Origin of the sequence: Pseudomonas sp. gcc21 (genome assembly GCF_012844345.1) — a bacterium.
Lineage (GTDB): Bacteria > Pseudomonadota > Gammaproteobacteria > Pseudomonadales > Pseudomonadaceae > Halopseudomonas.
In genome coordinates, this window is record NZ_CP051625.1 from 1557649 (window position 1) to 1583492 (window position 25844).

The window sequence follows — 25844 nt, forward strand, 5'->3', positions numbered from 1 at the left end:
GTCCTGCGGACGCCATTCGCGGCGAGGTCGCCCCTCCCACGAACGGATCGGCAGTTGGTGGCGGTGCTAAATTTTAATATGCCAGCGTCGCCGGCGAAGAGCCTAGGAAGAGTCGCTCAAGCAACCAGGGACGCCAGGCCAGTCAATGCACTTCGAACTAGCCTTGTTTAATACGACCGGCGCTGACTGAAACGCTTGCGCTCGTATTCAGCGATGCGCTGGCGGTAATGCTCGATGGTTTGCGCGGTCAGGACACTGCGCTGTTCATCCTTGAGGTCACCGCCCAGCTCGTGGGCAAGCTTGCGGGCGGCAGCGATCATCAGATCAAGTGCTTGCTTGGGATGTCGCGGCCCCGGTAACCCCATGAAGAAGCTGACGGCGCGCACATAGGTGCTGTCCATCTCGTCGAGATCAAATACGCCAGGTTTCAGCGCATTAGCCATGGAGAACAGTACGTCGCCATTGCCGCTCATGCTTTCGTGGCGGTGGAAGATATTCATCTCGCCATGGCGAAGCCCGCTTTCCAGAATATTCTGTAGCAACGCCGAACCCGGGAAACCGAGCTCATCGCGCGCTATCACATTGATCACGAACACTTCCTCGACCGGCGGAAGCTCTTCCTTCGCAGCGGCGGACTCGGCGCTGAGCTCCGGCTCCGTGCGTGCGGGCTGCTCATCCTGCTCGGTCATGCGCGGCTCGCGGCGCGGCATATCCGGCGCGCGCGGCGTGACATTGCGCGGGCGCGAGGTGCCACGAGTGTCCTGCATGCTGGGGGGTTCGGGTATGTCGTCGAGATTCATACCGCCCAGATCCAACCCGGCCTGCTCCGGTGATTGCACTGACGCATCATCACCCAGATCGTCCAGGTCGGACAGATCGCGGCCAAACGAAGGTTCCGAGCGACTCTTGCGACCAATGACGCGCGGGGGGCCGAGCAAGTCATCCGCCGGCGGCGCATCCGAGTCGTCAGTCAGATTGCGTTCAAGCTTGATACGTATACGCGAGCGGCCGCCCATGCGCCGCCATCCGTCAAACAAGATACCGGCAATGACCAGTACGCCGATAATGATAAGCCACTCACGTAAACCGAAATCCATGAATTCCTGTTCCTGTTATGCCAATTCTTTCATGTAGGCCGACTAGAAATGTCGTGCCGAATATAAGCGAAGCCTGGGTAGCTGTTAAGCATTCATTGCAGACCACATGGTTCAACTCAACCAGCCGGCACTCCGAAGCATCCGAAAAATTACAGCGCTCAGCACACCGACGTGTTATTGCCGTAGCCTGAGATGGATAAAAAGCCTGTCTGCGGGACCGACCGGCAACTCACCGGCAGTCGTCATCTGCCCGCCACGCAAGAGTCAAAATTCAGACTCGCAAATCATCGACAAACCCTAACATGAGCCCGCAGAACTTTACACCGCCGCGAGCGCCGCAGCCTCCTCGACATCCACTGTGACCAGTCTCGAGCAGCCAGGTTCATGCATAGTTACGCCCAGCAGCTGATCAGCCATCTCCATGGCAATCTTGTTGTGAGTGATATAGATGAACTGCACCCGCGCTGACATTTCCTTGACGATCCGGGCGTAGCGTCCCACGTTGGCATCATCAAGCGGCGCGTCCACCTCATCCAGCATGCAGAAGGGTGCGGGATTGAGCTGAAAGATCGAGAACACCAGCGCAATCGCCGTCAGCGCTTTTTCCCCGCCTGAAAGCAAATGAATGGTGCTGTTCTTCTTGCCGGGCGGCCGCGCCATGATAGCCACCCCGGTATCGAGCAGATCATCGCCGGTCAATTCGAGATAGGCGTTGCCGCCGCCGAAAACCTTGGGAAACAACGTCTGCAACCCGTTATTCACCTTGTCGAAGGTTTCCTTGAAACGGCTGCGTGTTTCCCGGTCGATCTTGCGGATGACTTGCTCCAGCGTATCAAGCGCCTCCTCCAGATCGGCGTTCTGCGCATCCAGATAGCGTTTACGCTCGGACTGCTGTTCATACTCGTCGATAGCGGCGAGGTTGATCGGCCCCAGCCTCTGGATGCGTGTGTCGAGCTGAGCGAGCTGCTGCTCCCAGTCGGCTTCAGTTGCCTCCTCGGGTAAGGTCGCAATCACGCCGTTAAGATCATAGCCTGCCTCCAGCAATTGCTCTTGCAAGCCTTGCCGGCGCGTCTGCAGATCGCGCGCAGTCAGACGTTGCTCATCCAGCTGTCCCCGCACCACCTGAGCCTGCTGTTCGGCCTGACTACGACGGCGATCCTGCTCGCGTATCTGCTGATCGATCTCTTCCAGCGCCTGACGCGCTGTGCCCAGGTCCTGTTCCGCCTGGAGGCGCTGCTCGAGCAGTGACTCAAGCTCGATGCGCTGGTCATCCTCCGGCGCCTGATTTTCCTCATAGGTCAGGCGCAATTCTTCCTTGCGTTCGGCCAGGCGTTCGACCTGGATACTCAGCCGCTCGAGCCCCTGCGAGGTGGATTCGCGCTGGGCCCGTAGCGATTGCACCCGCAGCTCCAGCTGGTGCGAGCGGTCCTTGTGCTGACGCGTTTGCTGGCGCGCCTGGTCCAAGGCTTCGCGCACCTGATCCCGGCGTTGCAAGAGCGTCTCGCGCTGCTCCGCGTCGCTGGCCATCCGCTCGAGCGCCGCTTCCAGAGTCATGCGTGCTTCGCCGATCTGCTCCAGCTCGTCGCTGCGTTGCAAACGGAGATCATCCAGGTCTTCATCGATACGCTGACGCCGGGCAATGACCTGTTCCAATCGCACCTGCCGCGCGGAACATTGCGCCTTGATTTCGCCTTGCTCGCGAGAGCTGCGAGCCATGCCCTGCTGCAGCGTTTCGCGCTGCTGTTCCAGCTGGCGGACGTGCTCCTGGAGCAAGGCGATGCGTTCTTCGCCTTCGACTAACAGCGCCTGCTGTTCTTCGACCGTGGCGTGCAGATGTTCCATTTCCTGCTGGCGCGCAAGCACACCCGTTTCGCCGGCACTGCCTCGCTTGATACGCAACCAGTTCGGCCCTACCCACTCTCCACCAGGCGTAATCAGGGACACATGGCTGGCCAGCCGCGACCGCTGCGCCAACGCCTGTTCGAGGGAGTCGCAGACTTTGACGCCTGCGAGCCAGGGCGAGAGATCCACTGGCGAACTGACTTTTGCCAGTAATGAATCTGCCCCTGAAGCGGATTTGCTGTCAGAACGGCTGGCATCGAGCAGCCGCAGGCTACCTTGTTCAAACCCGGCGCACAGGTCGGTTAACGTACTGACGTCCTCCAGGCTGACCGCCTGAAGATCCTCGCCCAGCACCGTCTCGACAGCAACGTCCCAGCCAGTCTCCACTTGAAGTTGCGCGGCCAGCTGAGGCAGGTCTGACAGGCCGTGCAGTTGCAGCCAGTCCCGCACCCCTGAACCATGTTCCAGTGCCGCTTGTTGTAGCGCTTCGAGGGAGGCCAAGCGGCCGTTCTGACGCTGCATTTCTCCGCGACGAATGTCCGCTTCCTGGCTCAGCGCGGTAAGCGCATCACGTTCCTGACCCAGCGTTTCGGCAAGCTCTTCCAGCTGCTGCTGATCGGTTTCGCTGCGCAGTTCCAGCTCGGCCAGCTGTTCGTTCAAGGCGGCCAACTCCTCGTCGAGCGGACCCGCAGTCAGGGTGGATCGCTCCTCTTCCAGGCGCTGAATACGTTCGGCAAGTCGCTCGGTTGCCTGCTCAAGGTGGCGAATACGCGACTGTTCCACCTCGGCTTGCTGGCGTGGCGAAGCTGACTGCTGATTGAACTGGTCCCAGACAGACTGCCATTCCTGCATGGCGTGCTCGGCACGTTGCAGTTGTTCGGCAGTTTCCTCGTCCGCGGCGGCAGACATTTCAAGCTCCGGCTCGATCTCGCCCAGCTCACTCTCGAGATCGGCCAGTAACGCCTGATCCTGCGTGAGATGGCTCTGCGCCTCCTGCCAGGCCTGCTCGGTGCGGTCGATGTCTGCCTGCAGCTGGCTCTGCCGGTCACGATTGAATTGCAGCGTCTGCTCGATGCGACTGATGTCCGCGCCCACGCTGTAGTAGCGCGCCTGGACACGGTTGAAGGATTCAGTGAGATCCAGATGCTGGTCTCGCTGTTTTTCCATCTGACTGTCAGCATTGCGCTGTTCGGCTATCAGCGCTTCCAGCGCGATTTCCAGTTCGCGAACTCGATGCTCCCGCTCGGTAACCAGCCCATCAAGCGTCTGCCAGCGCAGGGCTTGCAGTTGCGCCTTCAATTGGCGCTCGCTGGCCTTGTACTCCTTGTATTTGACCGCCGATTGCGCCTGGCGCTGGAGGTGTCCCAGCTGGCGCTCCAGCTCCTCGCGCAGGTCCGTCAGGCGTGCCAGATTCTCATGCGTGCGGCGGATGCGGTTTTCGGTTTCGCGTCGGCGTTCCTTGTATTTGGAAATGCCGGCAGCCTCCTCGATGAACAGGCGCAGCTCATCAGGCTTGGCTTCGATCAGCTTGGAAATCATCCCCTGCTCGATGATCGAATAACTGCGCGGCCCGAGTCCGGTGCCGAGAAAGATGTCGGTAATATCGCGGCGGCGGCACTTGGTACCGTTCAGATAATAGTGATTCTGCGCTTCGCGGGTGACCTTACGGCGGATGGATATCTCGTTGTAGGCCGCGTACTCACCCTTGAGCGTGCCGGCACTGTTGTCGAATACCAGCTCAATGGACGCCTGGCCCACCGGCTTGCGGCTATTGGAGCCATTGAAAATGACATCAGTCATGGACTCGCCGCGCAGGTTCTTGGCCGAACTTTCGCCCATGACCCAGCGCACCGCGTCGATGATGTTCGACTTGCCGCAACCGTTCGGGCCGACAACGGCGCCCATATTGGTCGGGAAGTAAACAGTGGTGGGATCGACAAAGGATTTGAAGCCCGCCAGCCTGATGCATTTCAATCGCATTGAGTTGCTTATCCTTGCGCAGCAGTTGCGAAGAGTTGCCGTCTCCATCGCCGTCAACAAAGGGGCATTTTTACCCACTACACACGCGGAAGAGAAGCCCCAGCGCCCGGAGCCTGTCAAAAAGCGCGGATTTCGGGCTCAGACCAGGCGTATTCAGCCAGCACAGACGTGCATTTGCTACTTCGCGAAGGAAGGAGAGCAATAATGCTGTCTTGCGGTAGCGTAAAAATGCCCACTCCGGCACAATTCGCGGCCCTTGAATTGTGTTATGGACGCTGACATGGCCGTGCAGCCGGATCTGGACAGTATCTACAGCAAGCTGATGAATGAGGACGATGTCCGGGTTTGCAAGGATATACCGGACAGCGCCTGCAACGGTGTGCCGCAGAACTTCTTCCTGCAGGTGGCAGCCAATACCCTGACCAGCCTGGGCGATACGCTCATCAACCCGAAGACGACACTTGCCTGGCTGATGGGCGTGGTGGGTGCGCCGGTCGCCCTGGTTGCCTGGCTGGTGCCCATTCGGGAATCCGGCTCAATGTTGCCGCAGTTGTTTATCGCCGCGCGCGTTCGCCGTTACGCCATGCGCCGTGGCATATGGATAATTGGCAGTCTGCTGCAGGCCGCGATGCTGCTTGCGCTTGGCGCGGTGGCCTGGTTGTTTGAAGGGGCGTTGGCCGGCGGTCTGATCATCGCCTGTCTGGTGTTATTCAGCCTGGCGCGCGGCCTCTGTTCGGTCGCCGGAAAGGATGTGATTGGCAAAACAGTGCCCAGGACCCGGCGCGGCCGGCTCAATGGTCTGGCGAGCAGCCTGTCCGGTTGGGCTGCCCTGGCCTTTGGCGTGTACTGCATGCTCTGGCCGCCGACTGAAGACGACGTGCTCTTTTATGCCGGTTTATTAAGTGCTGCCGCCTTGTTGTGGATCATCGCAGCGTGGGTCTATCGGCATATTGACGAACAGCCAGGGGCGACCGAAGGCGGTGAAAATGCTATCCGCGAAGCCTTCGCGCGCATGAGTCTGCTGCGCACCGATACCGTTTTTCGACGCTTTGTTGTCACCCGTGCGTTGCTGCTCTGCTCCGCTCTCTCTGCGCCCTACTACGTGCTGCTCGGGCAGGATATCGAATCGGGTATCGGCATGCTCGGTGCCTTCCTGGTCGCCAATGGCCTGGCCAACAGTCTGAGCGCCATGGTCTGGGGCCGCATGGCCGACCACTCGAGCAGGCGCGTGCTGATTCTCGCTGCCGCTATCGCCAGTTTGTTGGGGCCTGTCGTGCTGGCGCTGCACTTCTGGGCAGCTTTGCCCGAGGCTTTGCATGCCTGGCTGTTCCCGGTGGCGTTCTTCGTGCTCGGTATAGCGCACAGCGGCGTGCGGGTCGGACGCAAGACCTATGTACTGGATATGGCCGAAGGCAATCGGCGCACGGATTATGTGGCAGTGGGTAATACCGTCATCGGCGGCATCCTTTTGGCTACCGGGCTGTTCGGTCTGCTCAGCACCATGATCGGCGCGGCAGGCATGTTGCTGCTACTTTCAATGGTAGGTCTGGTCGGCACGATGCTGGCCCGCTCGCTGCCTGACGTCTGATTACTTACCCGATGGGATCGTTATATGTCTGAAATTCATCAAGGAACCCCAAGTCAGGGCCTTCCGCTGTCACGCGTCATCGGCCTGTTTCTCGGACCGCTGCTGCTGGTCATGACACTGGTGCTGCCAGCGCCGACCGGGATGAGCATCGAAGCCTGGCACGCGCTGGGGCTCATGCTGCTGCTTGCGACCTGGTGGTCGACCGAGGCGATCGCTATCCCCGCTACATCTTTATTACCTATCTGCCTGATCCCTGCGCTCGGTCTGGGCACCGTCAGCCAGGCGACTGCGCCCTACGCCAACCCGATCATTTTCCTGTTCATGGGCGGGTTCGTACTGGGGCTGGCCATGCAGCGCTGGAATTTGCACAAGCGTATCGCGCTGGTCACGCTGATCGCCGTGGGCGGGCAGCCCAAGCGTCAGGTAGCCGGGTTCATGATCGCCACAGCCTTTTTGAGCATGTGGGTGAGCAACACTGCCACAACCATCATGATGCTGCCGATCGGTTTGTCAGTTATTTCCATGATGGGCAACGAAGGTTCCGAGCCGATTCGCCGGTACGCCTCGAACCTGCTGCTGGCCATCGCCTATGCAGCCAGCGTGGGCGGCATCGCCACGCTGATCGGTACGCCGCCGAATGCGTTACTTGCGGCTTATCTGGCGGAGACCCATGACATTCAGGTGGGCTTCGCCCAATGGATGCTGATCGGTGTACCTGTTTCATTCACTATGTTGCTGGTGGTCTGGTGGATGCTGACGCGCAAGGATTTCGGTCTGGATAGCGAATCCGCCAACAGCTCCACCCTGCTCAAGGAACAACTGGCGGAGCTGGGGCCGATGAGAAAGGGCGAGAAGCTGGTTGCCGTGGTATTCCTGCTTACCGCTCTGTCGTGGATATTCCAGCCGGTGCTGTCCGAGACGCTGATCCCCTGGCTCAACGACACCGTGATCGCCATCGCTGCGGCACTGGTGATGTTTCTGATTCCGGTCGACACCAGAAACCGCGTGTTCTTGATGGACTGGGACAGCGCTCAGAAGATGCCCTGGGGCGTCCTGCTGCTGTTTGGTGGCGGCCTGGCGCTGGCCTCGGTGATCACCTCCTCCGGCCTGGCAGTCTGGATTGCCGAAAGCATGTCGATCATGAGCGTATTGCCGATCATCGCTATGGTGATCCTGATCACCATGGTCATCATTTTCCTCACCGAGGTGACCAGCAACACCGCCACCGCCGCAGCCTTCCTGCCGCTGCTAGGCGCGCTCGCCGTCGGCCAGGGCGTGTCGCCCATCCTGTTCGCCGTGCCCGCCGCCATCGCCGCCAGCTGCGCATTCATGATGCCCGTCGCCACCCCACCCAACGCCATCGTGTTCGGTAGCGGCCACATCAAGATAGGCGAGATGATCCGCGCCGGTTTCGCGCTGAACCTGGCAGGTGTGGCGATCGTTACAGTGATTGGGTATCTGCTGATGGGGTGGGTGTTCGGGGTTTGATCCTGGCTCTACCGTGTAATACCAGCCGCCGTCCTTGTGACGGCGGTTTTGGTATGCGGTGTGAGCGGGGAACGAACCGGCTGCTCTTGCGACCAGCGTCGCCCCGAGGGCGGGCCTCCCACAGGTGGGCGCTGCTATTCAAATGGCTTCATACTGGAAACGTGTCGGATTGAGTTTGGTGGGAGGGGCGCCCTCGCCGCGAGCGTCCGCAAGACGCCCCGCTCACAACCACACCGCGTCCCAATGTGGATAATCACCTACCGAATCGACTATCCCAGCGCGTATCGGGTTAGCTACTACGTAGCGCGCCATTGCCTTCAAATCTTGTTCCTTGCGCAGCGCTCGATCATGAAACCCATCCTGCCAGAGGGCTCGACCGAGCCTCCTCGCTGAAAGCCCTTTCACTCTGCCTATCACATGCGAGAGCGGCTCGTCATTCAACTGCAATATCCAGTGAAAATGATCTGGCATGACGACAAAAGCCCAGGTATGTACCTGCTTGAGGCGCGACTCTGCCTGGAAGATGTTGACCAATGTGCGCGCACTTGCGAAATCGTTAAAAACGGGCTGTCTGTTCGCGGTAGCAGCTGTGACCAGATAAAGTCGCCCGGGCTCGGATGTTCTGCCTCTTCGTAGATCGCGGGAATGTCCCTTCGAAATGTTCAATTGTTGCCCGTCCTGTGGCTGACACAACTATTGAACATCTTGGAAAACTATCAATCTGTGATCTGGACCCAGTTAAGTGAAAATGGCTAGACGCCGAGTTCACGGCATGCCATCGCCCCGAGGGCGAGCCTCCCACAGGCGAGCGATGCGTATTCATCTTGAGGAATGTTGACTCAATGTCAGGCCTGTTTAGCGCAATCGCGGGGAGTTCGGACCTGTAGGGAAACCATACAAGGGCGTGTACCGTCGCCCCGAGCGCGGGGCTCCCACGGATGAGCGATGCGTGTTCAGCTTGAGGAATGTTGACTCAATGTCAGGCCTGTTTAGCGCAATCGCAGGGAGTTCGGGCCTGGTGGGAGGGGCGCCCTCGCCGCGAGCGTCTGCAGGACGCCCCGCCCATCAATCGAACACAGACTCACTGAACCGCAGTATCCACCCGCAGCAACACTTGATCCTCAGCCCCTACCTTCACCCCACCAAGCGTTTCCTGATGCGAACCCTGCATGGCGTCGCCTTCCGGTGAGACGCGGGCGATAAGCTCGAGGGTTTGACCTTCGCTCAGTGTCACTTCGGGCAACATGGCGTCCGATGAACTGAGGATTACATCGGCTGGCAACTCATTGAGCGTGAAACGGCGCGCAACAAGCGGCATCGGCGGGCCTTCCGGATCGCGGGCGAAGAGGAAGATGACGGCGCTTTCATCCAGTTCGGCGGTAACTTCATCACTGAGTTCAAGCCGCACGCGTATGACGGCGGACTCATCCGCGACGGCCTGCTCGGGGTTCGCCTCGCTCGGCTCCAATCCCAGCCGCTCACGTGCGCGGTCGATACCGCCCTGGATGGCTTGCGCACCCGGACCACCGGGTGGCATACCGGCCAGCAGGCGTTCCCAGTATTGAATAGCGCCGGTGTATTCGCCGGCTTCGAACGCGGCGATGCCCAGCAAGCCGAGGGCGGTCGGCTCGTCAGGATTCAGCTCCAGCGCCTTGTCCAGTGCTGCTGCGGCTTCTGTATCCAACTGGTTTCCAGCGGCGAAGAAACGCGCCTGCGCCAGTTGCGCGAGCACTTCAGGCCGCTCGCCGATGCGTTTGAGGCTGTTCTCGAAGGCACCGATTGCGCGATCGGGCTGTTGCGCGGACATATAACCGCGGCCGAGCATGAACCAGGCTTCGCCATTTTCCGGCTGAACCTCGGTGACACGTTCCATCCGGTCGATCATCTGCTCCAGACTGGAGGGATCCGGACTTTCCTGCAGTTCCCGGTAGAGCGCCAGACCCGCCGGGTTGCCCCAGCTCATGTACAGACCAGTGACGATCAATGGCAGCAAACCGGCGGCGATAATCAGCAATACGGGACTGCCCCGCCGCTTCACGCCTTGTCGTCCATCGGCACGCGCGGTGTCTTCCAGCAGTAGCCGACTGGCCTCCTCGGCAGTGACTTCGCGCTGTTCAGGCGTGATCTCACCCGCGGCCACCTGAGCGTCCAGTTCGGCCAGCCGCTCCTCATACAGCGCCACGTTCAGTGTGGTGCGGTCAACCGTAGTAGTGCGGCGATGCCGCCAGATTGGCCAGAGTACAGCTATAACACCCAGGGCTAGCAACAGGGCGCCAAAAATCCATAGATCAGTCATCAGAACTCTTCTTCTCCAGCAGAGCGTGCAGGCGTTGCTGTTCTTCAGCAGTCAAGTGTCCCGTTTCTGTTTCACGCAGCGCGCGCTGTCTCCGGCGCAGCATGATTACCAGGGTGGCAAGGCCGATCAACAAAAACAGGGCGGGACCGAACCAGAGCACGATGGTCTGGGCATTCAGAGCAGGCTTGTACCGTACGAAATCGCCGTAACGGTCAACCATGAACCCGATGATCTCTTCATTGCTCTGCCCTTCATCCAGCAGGCGATAGAGTTCACGGCGCAGGTCGGTCGCGACCGGCGCATCAGAGTCGGCAATATTCTGGTTCTGGCATTTAGGGCAGCGCAGCTCACCGCTCAGGTCATAAAAACGCTGGCGCTGCTCCTCGCTGTCAAACTCGAAGGTATCGACTGCCGCCTGACTGACGCTCATCATCAGCATCAACAGCAGCGAGATCCACAGACCGCGCTTCATGGCTGCACCCCGTCAACCAGAGCCTGATATCGTGGTTGCAGTTCACGCTCCCAGACGCGTTCGTCCACCACGCCGATGAATTTGTAACGAATCACGCCCTCGGCGTCGATCAGGAAGGTTTCCGGCGCGCCATATACCCCCAGATCAAGCCCGAGACGTCCTTCCGCATCGCTGATGTTCAGCTGATAAGGGTCGTGAAATTCCTTCAGCCACTTCTGCGCGGCGGCATTGTCATCCTTGTAATTGACGCCGTGAATCACCACGCCCTGCGCAGACAACTTGTTAAGCACCGGGTGTTCAACGCGGCACGCTACACACCAGGTACCCCATACGTTGACCAGCGCCGGTTTGCCGATGAGATCCTCTGTCGAAATCGCTTTGGTGGGGTCTTCGACACTCGGCAGATTGAAAGCAGGGAACGGCTTGCCAATCAGCGCTGACGGCAATGTCAGTGAAGTTGATGGCTGCAACCCCGAGGCGGCCAGCTCCTCGTTCTCGCGCTGCTTGTCCATCAGCGTCATGAGGAAGAAGCCAGCCAACCCGAAAAACAGCACCAATGGAATGATCAGAAGAATCCTGCGCATCAGACTGTCTCCGGGGCGATGGTTTGCGCGGTGGTTTCCCGACGCTTGACGCGCAACCGGTAACGCTTGTCCGCTGCAGCGAGCAGGCCGCCGAAGGCCATCATCAGCCCGCCTAGCCAGATCCAGCGCACAAAGGGTTTGATATGCACGCGCATAGCCCAGGCCCCGTCATCAAGCGGCTCCCCCATGGCGACGAACAGATCGCGGGTAAAACCTGCATGGATCGACGCCTCGGTCATCATCTGGTTCTGCACCGTATACAACCGCTTTTCAGGATGCAGAACGGTAATCTGACGGTCCCCGTGATACACCTCAACGGTGGCTCGGTCGGACTCCCAATTAGGCCCTTCCAGATGCGACGCACCCTGATAAACAAACCGATACCCACCCAGCTCGAGGGAGTCCCCCGTCGCCATACGCAGGTCGCGCTGACTGTCGAACAGGCTTGCACCCACTATACCCACCGCACAAACGGCCATGCCAATGTGCGCCGCGGTCATGCCCCAAAAGCTGCGTGGCAATGCGCGCATGCCCTTGACCAGACCCTTGTTGCGAGTCTTGTGCAGCACATCGCGAATGCTCACGCCGACTACCCAGAACACCAGGAACAGCATGCTGCCGACTGCCAGATGGTGGTCGCCGATCCACACCGCCAGGCCGATGGCGCCGATTGCCGACAGCACCATCACCCATTTCAACTGACCGAACAACCACTTGACCGGCGTGTCCTTCCAGCGACTGATCATCCCCACGCCCATGGCGAGCATCAGCAAGCTCATCAGCGGCAGGAACAGGGCATTGAAGTAAGGCGGCCCGACCGATACCAGCGTGCCGGTCAAACCATCCAGAACCAGCGGATACAGCGTACCGAGCAATACCATCAGCGCGGTGACCACAAGAACCACGTTATTGATCAGCAGGAAGGTTTCCCGTGACCAGAGCGCAAATCCGATCTGACTTTTCACCACCGGCGCGCGCAGGGCATAAAGCACCAACGAGCCACCGACGACGACCATCAGAAAGCCAAGGATAAACACCCCTCGCTCTGGATCGTTGGCGAAGGCATGCACTGAAGTCAGCACACCGGAACGCACCAGGAAGGTCCCCAGCAGGCTCAGCGAGAACGCGGCAATCGCCAGGAGGACGGTCCAGCTCTTGAACACGCCGCGTTTTTCGGTAACTGCCAGCGAGTGGATCAGCGCCGTGCCGACCAACCAGGGCATGAAGGAGGCGTTCTCGACCGGATCCCAGAACCACCAGCCGCCCCAGCCAAGCTCATAATAGGCCCACCAGGAGCCGAGGATGATGCCGAGACCGAGGAATGCCCAGGCGACAATCGTCCAGGGCCGAGACCAGCGGGCCCAGGCCGCATCAAGCCGACCGCCAAGGAGCGCGGCAATAGCGAAGGCGAAGGCCACGGAAAAGCCAACATAGCCCATGTACAGCATGGGCGGATGCACGATAAGACCGAAATCCTGCAACAGCGGGTTCAGGTCGTTACCGTCCGCCGGATGGAATGGCAACTGCCGATCGAAAGGATTGGAGGTCATCAGCATGAACAGCATGAAGCCAACGCTGATCATGCCCATTACTGCCAACACCCGGGCAAGCATCTCCTCAGGCAGGTCGCGTGAGAAAATCGCTACGGCAAAGGTCCAGCCGGACAGTATGAGTGCCCATAACAGCAGCGAACCTTCATGCCCGCCCCAGACCGCGCTGATCTGGTAATACCAGGGCAAGGCCGAGTTGGAATTAAGCGCGACGTAGGACACGCTGAAGTCATTGGCCAGAAAAGACTGCACCAGGCACAGGAAGGCAAACAGTACAAAAAGCCCCTGCGCCATGGCCGCCGGCTGACCAAAACTCATAGCCAGACTGTCGCCACGCCAGGCGCCATACAGCGGCACGGTGGCCTGCAGAATCGACAGGACCAGCGCGATGATCAGCGCGATCTGACCAAGTTCGGGAATCATTTGGCCTCCGATGTATCAGCAGAACTGGCATCGAGCTTCATCTGATTGACCTTGTCCATTGCCTGGGCCACTTCGGGCGGCATGTATTCCTCGTCATGCTTGGCCAGCACTTCATCAGCGACCAGCATGCGGTTCTCATCAAGCTTGCCCAGCGCGACGATGCCCTGCCCTTCGCGGAATAAATCCGGAAGGATGCCGCTATAGGCGACCAGGACTTCCTCGGCGCCATCGCCCACCTTGAAACGCACATCGAGGCTGTCCCGCGAGCGTTCCAGACTGCCGTCTACCACCATGCCGCCTGCGCGGATGCGGGTATCGATGGGCGCATGGCCCGAGGCGATCTCGGACGGGGTGTAGAACAGGTTGATGTTCTGCTGCAGGGCACTGAGCGCCAGGGCCACTGCAATCCCGATGCCGACCAGTGCCAGCAGGATAAGGCTCAGACGTTTCTTGCGTTGCGGATGCATCAGTTCATCTCCCGGCGCCGACGACGCGCCTCTTCATTTACCAAACGCCGACGCGCCAGCCAGGGCTGCAACACGTTCAGCGACAAGACCACCAGGGTGATGGCATACGAAGACCAGACGTAGGCCCCGTGTCCGCCCATGGCGAGAAATTCGGTTACGGCATTCACAACATCTTCTCCAGTGCTTCCTGGGCCCAGCGCGTGCGGTTCTCGCGGCGCAGGATCTCGACGCGCATGCGCATCAGCAGGCTGACCGTGAAGAGAGCGTAAAAGCCCAGCACCATCAGCAGCAGCGGCAACCACATTTCCATCGGCATTGCCGGCTTCTCGGTGATCTTGAACGTGGCTGGCTGATGCAGGGTGTTCCACCAGTCAACCGAGTATTTGATGATCGGAATGTTCACCACGCCAACGATCGCCAGCACCGCCGTGGCCTTGGCCGAGGTCTCACGGTTACTGATGGCCTGCCCCAGCGCGATGATCCCGAAGTATAAAAACAGCAAAATCAGCATGGACGTCAGGCGCGCATCCCAGACCCAGTAGGTACCCCAGGTCGGCTTGCCCCAGATAGCCCCGGTGACCAGCGCGACGAAGGTCATCCAGGCGCCAATCGGCGCAGCGCATTTGAGTGCTACATGCGCCAGTTTCATGCGCCAGACAAGTCCGACTATGCCCGCCACGGCGAGCATGATGTAACACGACTGCGCGACGAAAGCCGCCGGGACATGTATATAAATGATACGAAAGCTGTTGCCCTGCTGATAATCCTGCGGAGCAAAGAACAGGCCCCACGCGCTTCCGGCCAGCAGCAGTAACGCGCCGGCGCCAGCAAACCATGGCAACCAGCGGCCGCTGATGTCGAAGAACCACTTGGGCGAACCCAGCTTATGGAAAAAACTCCAGTTCATGCTTGACCTATTCCATCAATCATTCGCTCACCCCGATGCGCAATCCGGCGGCAATCGCCACCGGTGCCAGACTCAGAGACAACACGGCCAGGCAACCCAGCCACAATGCGTAACCTGCTACAGGCATTCCCTGTAGTGATGCCTCGATCGCCCCGGTACCCAGAATAAGCACCGGAATGTACAGCGGCAGGATCAAAAGCGCGAGTAATACACCGCCGCCCTTCAGACCAACCGTCAATGCCGCGCCAACAGCGCCGAGCAGGCTCAGCACGGGTGTGCCGAGTAGCAGACTGAGGCATAGCACCGGTAACACCGACACTGGCAGCGCCAGCATCAAGCCAAACAGCGGTGCCAGAAGCACCATTGCCAGGCCGCTGACCAGCCAGTGATGCAGCACCTTGACCAGCACCATCAGCGACAGGGGATGTGGCGACAGCACCCACTGCTCAAGCGAGCCGTCCTCATGATCACTGCGAAACATTCCATCCAGCGATAACAGAGTGGCCAGCAGAGCAGCCACCCAGATCACCCCGGGCGCCATGGTGCGCAACATGTTCGGCTCAGGGCCGACCGCCAGCGGGAACAAGCTGATAACAATGGCGAAGAACACCAGGGGATTGAGCAAATCACCCGGACGACGCCAGGCCAGACGCCACTCGCGACAAAACAATAACCAGACGATCTGGCGCATCAGGCCACCTGCCCGAGGTCAAGACGACGCAGCCCGTCGATGTGGTCGAGACTGTGATGCGTTGTCAGGATCACCGTGCCGCCCCGCTCTGCGTGCTGCATCACATGCTGCTCAAGTGCCGCAACGCCAGCCTTGTCAATGGCGGTAAAGGGTTCGTCAAGAATCCATACCGGATGCGCTTCGAGATACAACCTGGCCAGGGCAACGCGCCGCTGCTGACCCGCCGAAAGCGTATGGCAGGGCACGTCCTCGAAACCACGCAAACCGACCTTGCCGAGCGCGTCGCTGATGCGCTGACGATCAGCCGGCTCACTGAGTGCGCATAGCCAGCTGAGATTTTCTTCGGCGGTAAGATTCGCCTTGACTGCCGGCGCGTGACCGATGAAAAGCCGGCTATGGCGCCATTGCTCGCGTCCGCTACCGGCGAAAACAGAGGCGCCGCCGTAGCGCACATCGCCGCAGACGGCTGGCAGCAATCCTGCCAGAATGCGTAACAGACTGGTTTTGCCCGAACCATTCGGACCGGCCACCTGCAACACCTGGCCACCCTGCAGCGAAAAGGACAGGTCAGAAAACAGCTCCCGCTGGTCGCGCTCACAGGTCAGCGTGTGTATTTCAATAGGCAGTGATTTCACTGTCTCTCCAGGTTGGCGCAGCCGGGGAACCCCAAGGTCTGTTGACGTTTCATCGCGAGCCGCGATGAAACGTCAACAGACCCCAGCCAGATTCATGTTCGCAGGCATTCAGCCGCTATACTGATCAGGCGCCTGAATGGCGCCTTCTGGCCGGTTCTTTTCGGGGGGCCATTATACATACAGCCTTTCGGTGAAGGGCCCTGATTTATATCAAGTTGTGGCGCCATGACATCCGACTTCCGTCTGCCCTCCATTGCCAGCCCGCATGCTGCCGGGCCTGCCAGCCGCCCCGGACCCGGCGCAAGTATCGCGCTGCAGCTGCTGCGGCCTATTGACGCACAGATGCTGGATGCCGGCGGAACAGCCAGAGCCGAGGTCATCAGCAGCACAGCGCGTGCCGGCCAGTTCGAGCTGTTGCTGCGCGTCGCCCGGTCCGAGGGCTTTCCGCCCAGAGAGCTCAAGGTAACGAGCCGCGAACCGATCCCCAGCGGCACTCAGCTACTGATACAGGCCGTCAACCAGACTCGGGTACTCGCCTCGGTTCAGGCGGCCGCTGTAACCAGTGCAGCGCTGAATACGCCGCTCATCCGCCTGGATCCGACCCAGTTCCCACCGGACGCCAGCCTGCAAGCCAGAGTATTGACGCAGAGAGCCGTCGAAGACGGCGCTCAGCAGCGATTCGCCCTGCTCGCGCGCATCGTACAGGGCGCGGGGGCCGGGTCAACCCTGTCATTGGTGAGCAGCAAACCGGTGGAGCCCGGCACGCTGTTACAGGCCACGGTCGGCGCTTCGGGCGAGCTGCGCGTCGCCGCGCCCAGCGAGCAGCTGCGTCAATTAGCCGTCTCGTTGGGGCTGCGCGACAGCCTGCAACGACAGGCGTCGGCAGAACCCTTGATGGCGCAGCTCGAGCGCATCGCCGGCGCCGCCCCCGAGCGGTTGCAGCCGGCGATACGCCAGGTGCTGATGCACGTCACCACCGCTACGCAACTGAGTACCGAAGCCGGCGTAGCGCAGGCAGTGAAACAGAGCGGCCTGTTTCTGGAAAACAATCTGGCGATGCTGGCCAACGCCCTCAAGACCCGCCCGGGTGGCACCGAGCCAATGCCCGGACAGACACCCGCGGTACAACTGCCACCGCTGAACAAGGTGCTTGCTCTGCTTGCCGGACTGGCCACGCCACCGGGTGTCGAGCCCTTGCCGGGTGCCGATCTCAAGGCGTCGCTGACCAACCTTCTGCTGAACCTGCAACACCAACTGCCGGCTGAGAGCCGCGCGTTGCTCGCATTACCGCCGGGCCCGTGGCAGAAGATCCCCGGCATCCGCCCCGGCGCCTTCCCATTGCCCTCGCGGGTATTGCAGAACATGAGCGAAACGCCGGAACTGGGCAGCTTGCTGCGTCTCACCGCGGCCCTGCTCTCGCGCATTCAGCATCATCAGTTACAGAGCCTTGGTCAGAGCCAGAGCTTTGCCGACGGCAGCAGCCAGACTGTATGGCAACTGGAAATTCCGCTACGGGACGGCCAGCAGTTCAACCACATACAGGTACGGGTCCAGCGCGACGACGCGGCCCCCTCGAAAAAGTCGCCGGAGCCAATACCCCGTTGGGAAGTCCGTCTGGCATTTGAGCTTGAATCCTTAGGCCCGATGCAGGCCATTGCCCGACTGTACAAAGGCAAGGTCAGCAGCGAGTTCTGGGCAGAGCGCCCGGCGACACTGAACCTGCTCGATAGCGAACTGGGGCGGCTACGTGATCGGTTATTAGCCAAGGGGCTCTCGGTCGGGGAGTTGTCCTGGCACCAGGGCACGCCACCACCACCGAGGCAGGCCGTACAGCAGAACTGGGTAGACGAGGTAACCTGATGACGGATTCCAAACAGGCCATTGCACTGGTGTACGACGGCGAGCAGGCCCCGACGCTGACGGCCAAGGGCGAAGGCGATCTGGCCGAGCAGATTGTGCAGCTGGCCATGGAATATGAAGTACCGATATATGAGAACGCGGACCTGGCAAAGATGCTCGCGCGAATGGAGCTGGGGGACGAGATCCCGGAAGAGCTTTACCGGACCATCGCCGAGATCATTGCTTTCGCCTGGTATCTGAAAGGCAAGGCGCCGGTGGGATTTGTTCCGCCGGAGGAGGACTACTGATTTACAGAAAAGCCAGCCTGCAGACCGGCCTCAGTGCCGTTCCTGTCTGGCCGCATGCAGCCGCGCCACCAGTTCGGCTTCAGCTTTGGACAAACCGCAGGATTGGGTAACGTCTTCAATACTCGCTCCCATCCCGACCAGGCGCGCAGCCTGGTTATAGGGCATGGTTTGCGGGTCCTGTTGCTCGAAGCGTTGCTGCTTGTCTTCGATGCGCTTGAGCTGGTCGCGCAACGCGAACAGCTCCTCTCCCATGCCGATCGTGCCCTGCTGGTACCCGCTGATATCCTTGAGCAACTGCTCGATTCGCTGTCGCTGTGCAGCGTCCTGCTCATCGAGGCGCCGGGCCAGGCGGCGATACGCAAGGGTCAGCGCAGCCAGGGCTGCAATAAGCAGCCCCAGGCCTAACCCCAGTAACAGCACCCATCCTGACTCAGCCATGTCGATCAAAAACCCTGCAGCTCGGCCCACTCATCCTCGGTCATCATCTTTTCCAGATCGACCAGGATCAGCAGCTCGTTATTCTTGTTGCATACACCCTGAATGAACTTGGCGGACTCGTCGGTACCGACATTGGGTGCGGTCTCGATCTCGGACTGCTTCAGGTAAACCACTTCAGCGACGCTGTCTACCAGAATGCCAATGACCTGCTTGTCCGCCTCGATAATCACTACCCGGGTAGCATCAGTGATCGGCGCAGGGCTCAGACCGAAGCGCTGACGCGTATCGATCACGGTCACTACGTTACCGCGCAGGTTGATGATACCCAGCACATATGAAGGCGCGCCTGGCACCGGAGCAATCTCGGTATAGCGCAGCACTTCCTGTACCTGCATGACATTGATGCCATAGGTCTCGCTGTCCAGGTGAAAGGTCACCCACTGCAGAATCGGATCTTCGGCGCTTTGTGCGGTGTGGTTATTCATCTATCAATTCCCGATTTATAAAAGGGCCCTGTGCGTTGTCCCTGCGCAGGGCGAATGATAATCCTAGGTCTGTTTCCGTTTCATCGCGAGCCGCGTTGCTGACTCGCCGGGCGCATGGCTGATCAGCAACGAGGCCAGCGCTGATACATCCAGCAAAGCACACATATGTTCGATAACGGTTCCGGCCAGCCAGGGCCGCTTACCCTGTTGCGAGCGCCACTTGATCTGGTCCGGATTCAACTTGATGGACCGGCTGACACCGTGCACCGCCATGCCCCAGTCATATCCCTGAACGGAGATCACGAAACGCAGGTCGTCCCGTAGCGCCGGCGAGTATCGCTCCGGCATGACCCAGCGCGCCGTGTCCAGTACCTTCAGGTTGCCTGCCGAGGTGGGCAACAGACCGAGGAACCAGTCAGGCTGGCCAAACAATGGCGTAATGTCGCTTTCCAGAGAGTGAATGGTCCCAAGCGATACCAGAGGCACTGCGAGGGTCAGACCGCCCACGTCAAACAGCAGGGCCTCGAAGGGCTGGTCCCGCCACGCCGCTCGTTCGCTGGGCTCAGCTTCCTGCGGCGAAAGCTCCTGTTCGACCGTCTGCCATTCAGCCGACAGCTCGGTGTGGGCGTTCCGCGAAGCGACGTGTTGAACCCTTGCTGCGGCCTGTTCCGCTGCCGGTGTCTGGACCGGAACGACGTGCGGCTCGGACACCGCCACCTGCGCCTCGGCCTGAGCGGGTATTTCAATTTCCGGCTGTTCAGCCAGCGCCAACTCGACAGCAGCCTCCTGCAACAGCGCATCCAGGTAACACTGGATGGTCTGCTGGGGAATATATTCCTGTAGGGGCGTAGTTCTATTCATCGACATGCCCGGTTTATCGGCGGGAGTAGATTTAACATTAGGCTACCTGCTCGCGGCGCGGCACGGCCTGCGCCAGCAGATACCGCAGCAAGGCGCGATAAGCCAACACGCCGCGCGAATTGGCGTCGTGCCGCGACGGCACCACTCCCGCCACGCTCGCGTCGCGCAATTTGGTATCGATCGGAATGAACGCCTGCCACAAATGATCCTGATAATCGCGCCGCAACAGACGCAGGGTACTCAGTGAAGCCTGGGTGCGCCGATCGAACAGGGTTGGAACGATGGTATAAGGCAGCCCCTGTTTACGTGATCGATTGACCATCTCAAGGGTAGTGACCATGCGCTCGAGCCCTTTGAGTGCGAGAAATTCCGTCTGCACCGGGATAACCAACTGCTCGCAGGCCGCCAGTGCGTTGATCATGGACACGCCGAGCAGCGGCGGGCTATCAATCAGCACATACTCGAAGTCGTTCCACAGTTGTGCCAGCGCCCGCGACAGGACCAGACCGAATCCACCCTGCGCGGCGGACTGGCGCTCCAGTGTTGCCAATGCGGTACTGGATGGCAGCAGACGAATGTTTTCGTGTGTTGTATCGAGCAGCAAGGCTTCGGCGAGTCCGTCAGGCACTTGGCCCTTGTGCTGAAACAGATTGAACACGCTACTGGTCAGGCTATCCGGATCGTGTCCAAAGTAGCTGGTCATCGAACCATGGGGATCGAGATCGACGACCAGCACGCGCTGGCCCTGATCCGCCAGCAGACCAGCCAGGGCTACCGCGGTCGTGGTTTTGCCCACCCCACCCTTCTGATTGGCTACGGCCCAGACTCTCATTCACCCTCCAGGTCCTGACCCGTGCGGGCCCTGACTACGACGACAAATTGACGTCTTTCGGGACATCAACTCAGAAATTGCTCAGTTACAGTGTAGTTAGCAGAACCCGTGCCAGAACCGCTCGCTTATTCGGAAACAGCCAGGGTGCGGCTGCGAGCAGAGCGCATGGCATCCACGCCATGTCGATCCTGCTGCGACGCCGTGTCGGGCTGTTCGGTATACCGTGATACCAGTAGAACCACCCTACGATTCGCCCGGCGTCCCGCTACGGTAGTGTTATCGGCCACCGGCCGGAATTCTCCATAGCCCACTGCAGCCATACGACCCGGATCGATCCCGCCGTGGGCGAGCATTCTGACCACACTCGCCGCGCGTGCGGCAGACAATTCCCAGTTGGTCGGGTACAGACGCGAGCGTATCGGCACGTTGTCGGTAAAGCCTTCCACATGAACCGGGTTGTCATAGGGCGCCAGAATTCCGGCTATCTTTTCGGTCAGATGAAAGGCGTCGTCCAGCGGCAAGGCATCACCGCTGGGAAACAACAGACCCGAGCTCAACTCGATCTCAATCCATAATTCATTGCCGCGCACCTCGATATCGCCGGCACTGATCAGATCGCCAAAGGCTGCTTGCATCGCCTTGGCGATATCCGCGAGGCTGTCACTCTCCGAATCGTTAACCGCGTCGCTGCCGCCATCATGCTCCCCCATCCCTTCAATCGGGCTCAGGCTGCGCGGCGTGGTCTCGCCTATCTGGATGGGATTGATGACCTGCTGCGGCTGATTGAAGGCGCCGCCGAGCGTATCGGCAAGCACTTTGTATTTCCCTTCATTGACCGACGAGATGGAATACATGACCACGAAAAACGCGAACAACAGGGTTATGAAATCCGAATAGGAAACCAGCCAGCGCTCGTGGTTTTCACTTTCACGTGTGCGACGCCGGCGCATATCAGTCCAGGAAGCCTTCGAGCTTCAGCTCGATAGAACGGGGATTCTCGCCTTCGGCTATGGACGAAAGGCCCTCCAGCAGCATCTCGCGGTAGCTGGATTCCTGCAGCACGACGGATTTGAGCTTGTTGGCCACCGGCAACAGAAACAGGTTGGCCAGCGCCACACCGTAAATGGTCGCCACGAAAGCCACCGCTATGCCGCTACCCAGCAACGAGGGATCGGCCAGATTCCCCATGACGTGGATCAGCCCCATCACCGCGCCAATGATGCCGATGGTCGGTGAATATCCGCCCATACTCTCGTACACCTTGGCGGCGGCCATGTCGTGGTTTTCGCGCGTGAGCAGATCCACCTCGAGAATGGCGCGCAATGTTTCCGGCTCGCAACCATCGGCCAGCAACTGCAGCCCCTTGCGGGCGAACGCGTCGGGCTCCAGCTCGGCCATTGCTTCCAGCCCGAGCAATCCTTCCTTGCGCGCCGTTGTGCTCCAGTTGACTACCTGTCCGATGCCCTCACGGTGACGGCTGCGGGGCGGTACGAATATCCAGCCGAGAATGCCAAGTGCGCGCTTGAAGACAGGAAGTGGCGTCTGGATGAGTGCGGCAGCCAGCGTGCCGCCGATGACAATCATCGCCGCCGGCCCGTTAAGCAGGGCCGCGATGTGGCCGCCCTCGAGATAATTACCACCAAGGATGGCAACGAAAGCCAGAATAACGCCGATAATACTCAGAATATCCATCAGCCAATCTCAGCGAGATAACGACCGATATCGTCCAGGCTATAGATGCTGTCGGCCAGACCGGCCTTGGCTATAGCCATCGGCATGCCATAGATCACACTGCTCGCTTCGTCCTGCGCCCAGACCGAACTGCCAGCCTGCTTGAGCATGCGAGCGCCCTCGCGACCGTCGGCCCCCATGCCGGTCAGCACTACTGCCAACACCTTGTCCTGAAATGCCTTGGCCGCCGAACCAAAGGTGATATCCACGCAGGGCTTGTAGTTGAGACGCTCGTCCCCGGGCAGGATGCGCACCGTGCCGCGACTATCCACCATCATCTGTTTGCCACCGGGGGCCAGCAATGCCAGACCGGGGCGCAGCATGTCGCCATCCTGGGCTTCGCGGACACTGATACGACAAAGCTTGTCGAGCCGCTCTGCAAAAGCCTTGGTAAAGGCTGCCGGCATATGCTGAACCAGCAGCAAGGGTGCCGGAAAGTTGGCCGGCAGCTGAGTGAGCACCTTTTGCAGCGCAACCGGTCCGCCTGTCGAGGTGCCGATGGTGACAAGCCGGTAGCTTTTACGGCGCGGCGCCGGGCTGACAGCTGGCGCAGCCGTGCTGCGCGCCGGAGCAACCGGCTGGCGAAGCGGCTCGGTGCGGGGAGCGACAGAAGACTGAACCGGGGCCACGGCAGGCGCGGGCGCGCTCAATCCCAGTGAACGGCGATTGGTACGCGCTAGGACATGCACCCGCTCACAGAGCAGTTGACGCACCTTGTCCGGATTGCGGGAAATGTCCTCGAAATTCTTTGGCAGGTAATCCGCCGCACCGGCGTCCAAGGCGTCCAGGCTCACCCGCGCGCCTTCGTAGGTCAGCGAGGAAAACATCAGGACCGCGGTGGGACAACGCTGCATGATCTGTTTGACCGCCGTAATGCCGTCCATCACCGGCATTTCGTAGTCCATGGTGATCACGTCGGGATGCAGCGCAAGCGTCTGGTCGATTGCTTCTTGCCCGTTCGAGGCGGTACCGACTACCTGAATCTGCGGATCGCCGCCGAGGATTTCGGCTACCCGGCGCCGGAAGAATCCCGAATCGTCGACAACCAGTACTTTCACCGCCATATTGACTCTCCCTGAGTACCTGCGCCGTGCTATGCGCGGCGCGCGTAGCGCTTGAGCAGGCTGGGTATATCGAGAATGAGCGCAATGCGGCCATCACCGGTAATCGTTGCGCCAGACATGCCGGCGGTTCCCTGCAACATGCGACCAAGAGGCTTGATAACCACCTCTTCCTGCCCGACCAATTGATCCACAACGAAACCGACGCGCTGGGTACCGACCGAGACGATCACTACGCTGGCAGCTGAACGTTCGGTGGTATCTGCAGCGCCAGGCATCAGCCAGCGCTTGAGGTAAAACAGAGGCAGGGCCTTGTCGCGGACGATGATCACTTCCTGACCATCCACCACATTGGTGCGGGACAGATCCAGATTGAAAATTTCATTCACGCTGACCAGCGGCAATGCGAAGGACTGGTTCGCCAGCATGACCATCAGTGTCGGCATGATTGCCAGCGTCAGCGGCACCTTGATCGCGATGCGGGTGCCCTGCCCCTTGGTCGACTGGATCGTGATACTGCCGTTGAGCTGGGAAATCTTGGTCTTGACCACATCCATGCCAACGCCGCGCCCGGACACATCCGAGATCTCGGTCTTGGTGGAAAAGCCGGGGGCCAGAATGAGGTCGAAACACTCACTTTCGCTCAACCGCTCGGCGGCTTCGCGTTCCATCATGCCCTTCTCGACCGCCTTGCGCCGAAGTACTTCCGGATCCATTCCGCGACCATCGTCGGTAATGGTCAGCAATATATGATCGCCTTCCTGCTCCGCAGCGAGCACCACTTTGCCCATCCGCGATTTGCCAGCGGCTTCGCGCTCGTCTGGCATCTCAACGCCATGGTCTACCGAGTTGCGTACCAGGTGAACCAGCGGATCGGCCAGCGCCTCGACCAGGTTCTTGTCGAGGTCAGTTTCCTCCCCGATCAGCTCGAGCGTGATTTCTTTCTTGAGAGCACGTGCAAGATCGCGCACGACACGCGGAAAGCGGCCAAACACCTTCTTGATTGGCTGCATGCGGGTCTTCATCACGGATGACTGCAGATCGGCCGTCACCACATCAAGATTGCCCACAGCCTTGCTCAGCTCCTCGCCGCCAGTGCTCGCCCCAAGACGCACCAGGCGGTTGCGCACCAGCACCAGCTCGCCGACCAGATTCATGATTTCGTCGAGGCGCGCTGTGTCCACGCGCACCGTGGTTTCTGCGGGATGTGCATCAGCAGCGGCCGGTGCTTTTGCCGCGACGGGCTCGGGCTGGCGGGCGGGTGCAGGTGCAGCAGCTGGCCGGGCATCGGGTCTGGCCGCAGCGGCAGCGGTGGTGTCAGAAGCTGAGTCAACGTCAGACTTGCCCGGCGCCTTGCCGGTGCCATGCAGTTGATCCAGCAGCGCTTCGAATTCATCATCGGTAATATGATCGATACCTGCCGAGTCTGCGGCAGGTTCGTCCCTGGAAACAGCTTGCGCCGCGTCTGTCGCGCCCGGACCTTTGCCGGTGCCGTGCAACTGATCCAACAAAGCTTCGAATTCGTCGTCAGTGATGACGTCATCAGACGCGCCAGTGTCCGGTATCGATGCGCTGGCAGCCGCCGCTACGGCCGCAACAGGCGGTTTACCTGCTCCGTGCAGTTGATCAAGCAGGGCTTCAAACTCTTCGTCGGTTATTTCATCGCTATCGCTATCGCCGCTACCCGCACTGCCGGCAGACACAGGCAAAGCGGATTCAACGGCCTCGGCAGAGGGCTCTGCCTGTAGCGCGTCCAGAAGTTTCTCGAACTCGTCGTCGGTGATATCACCTTCGCCGCCGGCTGCTTCCGGAGTGTCCACGGTGGTCGCTTCTACTGTCTGGTTCGAGGTGACAGGCTCATGGTTTTCGCTCGCCGCTGGTTTCGCCAGCAAGGCCAGCGCTTCAAGCAATGCAGGCTCAGCGGGCGTGGGCGTCTCGCCTTCGCGCACCTGAGCGAACATGCTGTTGACCGCATCAAGCGCCTGCAGCACGACGTCCATCAGTTCGGAGGTCACCGAACGTTCGCCCTTACGCAGGATGTCGAACACGTTTTCCGCGATATGACAGCAGCCAACCAGTGCGTCCAGTTGCAGGAATCCGGCACCGCCTTTTACGGTGTGAAAGCCGCGAAAGATCGCATTGAGCAGATCGGCGTCGTCCGGACGGTTTTCCAGTTCTACCAACTGCTCGGACAACTGCTCCAGGATCTCTCCGGCTTCCACCAGAAAGTCCTGAAGAATTTCCTCATCCGCGTCAACACTCATGCACT

At 60.2% G+C, this 25844-nt stretch carries 24 protein-coding genes; 4 read left to right on the forward strand and 20 right to left on the reverse strand.

Going from position 1 to position 25844, the window contains the following annotated elements; genetic code table 11:
- Window positions 1-167 precede the first annotated feature (167 nt).
- Together zipA and smc are read right to left on the reverse strand one after the other, a co-directional pair.
- Window positions 168-1097, reverse strand: coding sequence for a cell division protein ZipA (zipA, locus tag HG264_RS07210; RefSeq protein WP_169407031.1), 930 nt, complete (start codon window positions 1095-1097; stop codon window positions 168-170).
- 318 nt (window positions 1098-1415) lie between these two features.
- Window positions 1416-4919 (reverse strand): chromosome segregation protein SMC, encoded by a 3504-nt coding sequence (smc, locus tag HG264_RS07215; protein WP_169407032.1) that lies wholly within the window; start codon window positions 4917-4919, stop codon window positions 1416-1418.
- A gap of 268 nt (window positions 4920-5187) precedes the next feature.
- Here smc and HG264_RS07220 point away from each other — a divergent pair, with 268 nt between their 5' ends.
- Complete coding sequence (locus tag HG264_RS07220; protein ID WP_256663805.1) at window positions 5188-6507, forward strand: MFS transporter; 1320 nt, start codon at window positions 5188-5190, stop codon at window positions 6505-6507.
- Window positions 6508-6531: 24 nt separating this feature from the next.
- Complete coding sequence (locus tag HG264_RS07225; RefSeq protein WP_169407034.1) at window positions 6532-7995, forward strand: DASS family sodium-coupled anion symporter; 1464 nt, start codon at window positions 6532-6534, stop codon at window positions 7993-7995.
- Window positions 7996-8217: 222 nt separating this feature from the next.
- Here the strand turns inward: HG264_RS07225 and HG264_RS07230 are convergent, their stop codons facing one another.
- From HG264_RS07230 to ccmA, 10 genes are all read right to left on the reverse strand, one after another.
- Complete coding sequence (locus HG264_RS07230) at window positions 8218-8661, reverse strand: transposase (RefSeq protein ID WP_256663806.1); 444 nt, start codon at window positions 8659-8661, stop codon at window positions 8218-8220.
- Window positions 8662-9076: 415 nt separating this feature from the next.
- A complete protein-coding gene (ccmI, locus tag HG264_RS07235) occupies window positions 9077-10291 on the reverse strand; it encodes a c-type cytochrome biogenesis protein CcmI (protein WP_169407035.1) in 1215 nt (404 codons plus the stop codon).
- Entirely contained in the window at window positions 10284-10763 is a 480-nt protein-coding gene (locus tag HG264_RS07240) for a cytochrome c-type biogenesis protein (RefSeq protein WP_169407036.1), read from the reverse strand. Before HG264_RS07240 ends, ccmI begins: the two co-directional genes overlap by 8 nt.
- Window positions 10760-11347 carry a DsbE family thiol:disulfide interchange protein gene (locus tag HG264_RS07245; protein ID WP_169407037.1) on the reverse strand — a complete coding sequence of 196 codons (588 nt, stop codon included), beginning with the start codon at window positions 11345-11347 and terminating at the stop codon, window positions 10760-10762. Before HG264_RS07245 ends, HG264_RS07240 begins: the two co-directional genes overlap by 4 nt.
- Window positions 11347-13320, reverse strand: a complete 1974-nt coding sequence (locus HG264_RS07250; RefSeq protein ID WP_169407038.1) for a heme lyase CcmF/NrfE family subunit — start codon at window positions 13318-13320, stop codon at window positions 11347-11349. Before HG264_RS07250 ends, HG264_RS07245 begins: the two co-directional genes overlap by 1 nt.
- Window positions 13317-13787: a cytochrome c maturation protein CcmE gene (gene ccmE / locus HG264_RS07255; protein ID WP_169407039.1), complete on the reverse strand. Its 471-nt coding sequence runs from the start codon at window positions 13785-13787 to the stop codon at window positions 13317-13319. Before ccmE ends, HG264_RS07250 begins: the two co-directional genes overlap by 4 nt.
- Window positions 13787-13954, reverse strand: coding sequence for a heme exporter protein CcmD (gene ccmD, locus HG264_RS07260; protein WP_372240207.1), 168 nt, complete (start codon window positions 13952-13954; stop codon window positions 13787-13789). The genes ccmE and ccmD overlap by 1 nt, the downstream gene beginning before the upstream one ends.
- Window positions 13951-14694: a heme ABC transporter permease gene (locus tag HG264_RS07265; protein ID WP_169407040.1), complete on the reverse strand. Its 744-nt coding sequence runs from the start codon at window positions 14692-14694 to the stop codon at window positions 13951-13953. The genes ccmD and HG264_RS07265 overlap by 4 nt, the downstream gene beginning before the upstream one ends.
- Before the next feature lie 19 nt (window positions 14695-14713).
- A complete protein-coding gene (gene ccmB, locus HG264_RS07270; protein ID WP_169407041.1) occupies window positions 14714-15385 on the reverse strand; it encodes a heme exporter protein CcmB in 672 nt (223 codons plus the stop codon).
- Entirely contained in the window at window positions 15385-16041 is a 657-nt protein-coding gene (gene ccmA / locus HG264_RS07275) for a cytochrome c biogenesis heme-transporting ATPase CcmA (protein WP_372240225.1), read from the reverse strand. The genes ccmB and ccmA overlap by 1 nt, the downstream gene beginning before the upstream one ends.
- A gap of 204 nt (window positions 16042-16245) precedes the next feature.
- Between ccmA and HG264_RS07280 the strand changes: the two genes are divergently transcribed.
- Complete coding sequence (locus HG264_RS07280; protein ID WP_169407043.1) at window positions 16246-17880, forward strand: flagellar hook-length control protein FliK; 1635 nt, start codon at window positions 16246-16248, stop codon at window positions 17878-17880.
- Complete coding sequence (locus tag HG264_RS07285) at window positions 17880-18167, forward strand: EscU/YscU/HrcU family type III secretion system export apparatus switch protein (RefSeq protein ID WP_169407044.1); 288 nt, start codon at window positions 17880-17882, stop codon at window positions 18165-18167. The genes HG264_RS07280 and HG264_RS07285 overlap by 1 nt, the downstream gene beginning before the upstream one ends.
- Window positions 18168-18197: 30 nt before the next feature.
- Here the strand turns inward: HG264_RS07285 and HG264_RS07290 are convergent, their stop codons facing one another.
- The 8 genes from HG264_RS07290 to HG264_RS07325 form a co-directional block, all read right to left on the reverse strand.
- A complete protein-coding gene (locus HG264_RS07290; RefSeq protein ID WP_169407045.1) occupies window positions 18198-18605 on the reverse strand; it encodes a DUF2802 domain-containing protein in 408 nt (135 codons plus the stop codon).
- Window positions 18606-18610: 5 nt separating this feature from the next.
- Entirely contained in the window at window positions 18611-19090 is a 480-nt protein-coding gene (locus tag HG264_RS07295; RefSeq protein ID WP_150299169.1) for a chemotaxis protein CheW, read from the reverse strand.
- Between the two features lie 63 nt (window positions 19091-19153).
- Window positions 19154-19951, reverse strand: a complete 798-nt coding sequence (locus tag HG264_RS07300; protein ID WP_169407046.1) for a CheW domain-containing protein — start codon at window positions 19949-19951, stop codon at window positions 19154-19156.
- 37 nt (window positions 19952-19988) lie between these two features.
- Window positions 19989-20783 carry a ParA family protein gene (locus HG264_RS07305; RefSeq protein WP_169407047.1) on the reverse strand — a complete coding sequence of 265 codons (795 nt, stop codon included), beginning with the start codon at window positions 20781-20783 and terminating at the stop codon, window positions 19989-19991.
- A gap of 125 nt (window positions 20784-20908) precedes the next feature.
- Window positions 20909-21733 (reverse strand): flagellar motor protein MotD, encoded by an 825-nt coding sequence (gene motD, locus HG264_RS07310; protein WP_169407048.1) that lies wholly within the window; start codon window positions 21731-21733, stop codon window positions 20909-20911.
- Window position 21734: 1 nt separating this feature from the next.
- Window positions 21735-22475 (reverse strand): flagellar motor protein, encoded by a 741-nt coding sequence (locus tag HG264_RS07315; RefSeq protein ID WP_169407049.1) that lies wholly within the window; start codon window positions 22473-22475, stop codon window positions 21735-21737.
- Window positions 22475-23578: a chemotaxis response regulator protein-glutamate methylesterase gene (locus tag HG264_RS07320; RefSeq protein WP_169407050.1), complete on the reverse strand. Its 1104-nt coding sequence runs from the start codon at window positions 23576-23578 to the stop codon at window positions 22475-22477. The genes HG264_RS07315 and HG264_RS07320 overlap by 1 nt, the downstream gene beginning before the upstream one ends.
- A gap of 29 nt (window positions 23579-23607) precedes the next feature.
- On the reverse strand, window positions 23608-25839 hold the full coding sequence (locus HG264_RS07325; RefSeq protein ID WP_169407051.1) for a chemotaxis protein CheA: 2232 nt from the start codon (window positions 25837-25839) through the stop codon (window positions 23608-23610).
- Window positions 25840-25844 lie beyond the last annotated feature (5 nt).

Excerpts from the sequence above, each read along its gene's own strand:
- HG264_RS07300 (WP_169407046.1), bottom strand. The coding sequence starts at position 19,951 with ATGAATAGAACTACGCCCCTACAGGAATATATTCCCCAGCAGACCATC.
- HG264_RS07220 (WP_256663805.1), top strand. The coding sequence starts at position 5,188 with ATGGACGCTGACATGGCCGTGCAGCCGGATCTGGACAGTATCTACAGC.
- HG264_RS07265 (WP_169407040.1), bottom strand. The coding sequence starts at position 14,694 with ATGAACTGGAGTTTTTTCCATAAGCTGGGTTCGCCCAAGTGGTTCTTC.
- motD (WP_169407048.1), bottom strand. The coding sequence starts at position 21,733 with ATGCGCCGGCGTCGCACACGTGAAAGTGAAAACCACGAGCGCTGGCTG.
- ccmB (WP_169407041.1), bottom strand. The coding sequence starts at position 15,385 with ATGCGCCAGATCGTCTGGTTATTGTTTTGTCGCGAGTGGCGTCTGGCC.
- ccmE (WP_169407039.1), bottom strand. The coding sequence starts at position 13,787 with ATGCATCCGCAACGCAAGAAACGTCTGAGCCTTATCCTGCTGGCACTG.
- zipA (WP_169407031.1), bottom strand. The coding sequence starts at position 1,097 with ATGGATTTCGGTTTACGTGAGTGGCTTATCATTATCGGCGTACTGGTC.
- HG264_RS07290 (WP_169407045.1), bottom strand. The coding sequence starts at position 18,605 with ATGGCTGAGTCAGGATGGGTGCTGTTACTGGGGTTAGGCCTGGGGCTG.
- HG264_RS07250 (WP_169407038.1), bottom strand. The coding sequence starts at position 13,320 with ATGATTCCCGAACTTGGTCAGATCGCGCTGATCATCGCGCTGGTCCTG.
- HG264_RS07315 (WP_169407049.1), bottom strand. The coding sequence starts at position 22,475 with ATGGATATTCTGAGTATTATCGGCGTTATTCTGGCTTTCGTTGCCATC.
- HG264_RS07225 (WP_169407034.1), top strand. The coding sequence starts at position 6,532 with ATGTCTGAAATTCATCAAGGAACCCCAAGTCAGGGCCTTCCGCTGTCA.
- smc (WP_169407032.1), bottom strand. The coding sequence starts at position 4,919 with ATGCGATTGAAATGCATCAGGCTGGCGGGCTTCAAATCCTTTGTCGAT.
- ccmI (WP_169407035.1), bottom strand. The coding sequence starts at position 10,291 with ATGACTGATCTATGGATTTTTGGCGCCCTGTTGCTAGCCCTGGGTGTT.
- HG264_RS07280 (WP_169407043.1), top strand. The coding sequence starts at position 16,246 with ATGACATCCGACTTCCGTCTGCCCTCCATTGCCAGCCCGCATGCTGCC.
- HG264_RS07295 (WP_150299169.1), bottom strand. The coding sequence starts at position 19,090 with ATGAATAACCACACCGCACAAAGCGCCGAAGATCCGATTCTGCAGTGG.
- HG264_RS07325 (WP_169407051.1), bottom strand. The coding sequence starts at position 25,839 with ATGAGTGTTGACGCGGATGAGGAAATTCTTCAGGACTTTCTGGTGGAA.
- HG264_RS07320 (WP_169407050.1), bottom strand. The coding sequence starts at position 23,578 with ATGGCGGTGAAAGTACTGGTTGTCGACGATTCGGGATTCTTCCGGCGC.
- HG264_RS07240 (WP_169407036.1), bottom strand. The coding sequence starts at position 10,763 with ATGAAGCGCGGTCTGTGGATCTCGCTGCTGTTGATGCTGATGATGAGC.
- HG264_RS07245 (WP_169407037.1), bottom strand. The coding sequence starts at position 11,347 with ATGCGCAGGATTCTTCTGATCATTCCATTGGTGCTGTTTTTCGGGTTG.
- HG264_RS07285 (WP_169407044.1), top strand. The coding sequence starts at position 17,880 with ATGACGGATTCCAAACAGGCCATTGCACTGGTGTACGACGGCGAGCAG.
- HG264_RS07305 (WP_169407047.1), bottom strand. The coding sequence starts at position 20,783 with ATGAGAGTCTGGGCCGTAGCCAATCAGAAGGGTGGGGTGGGCAAAACC.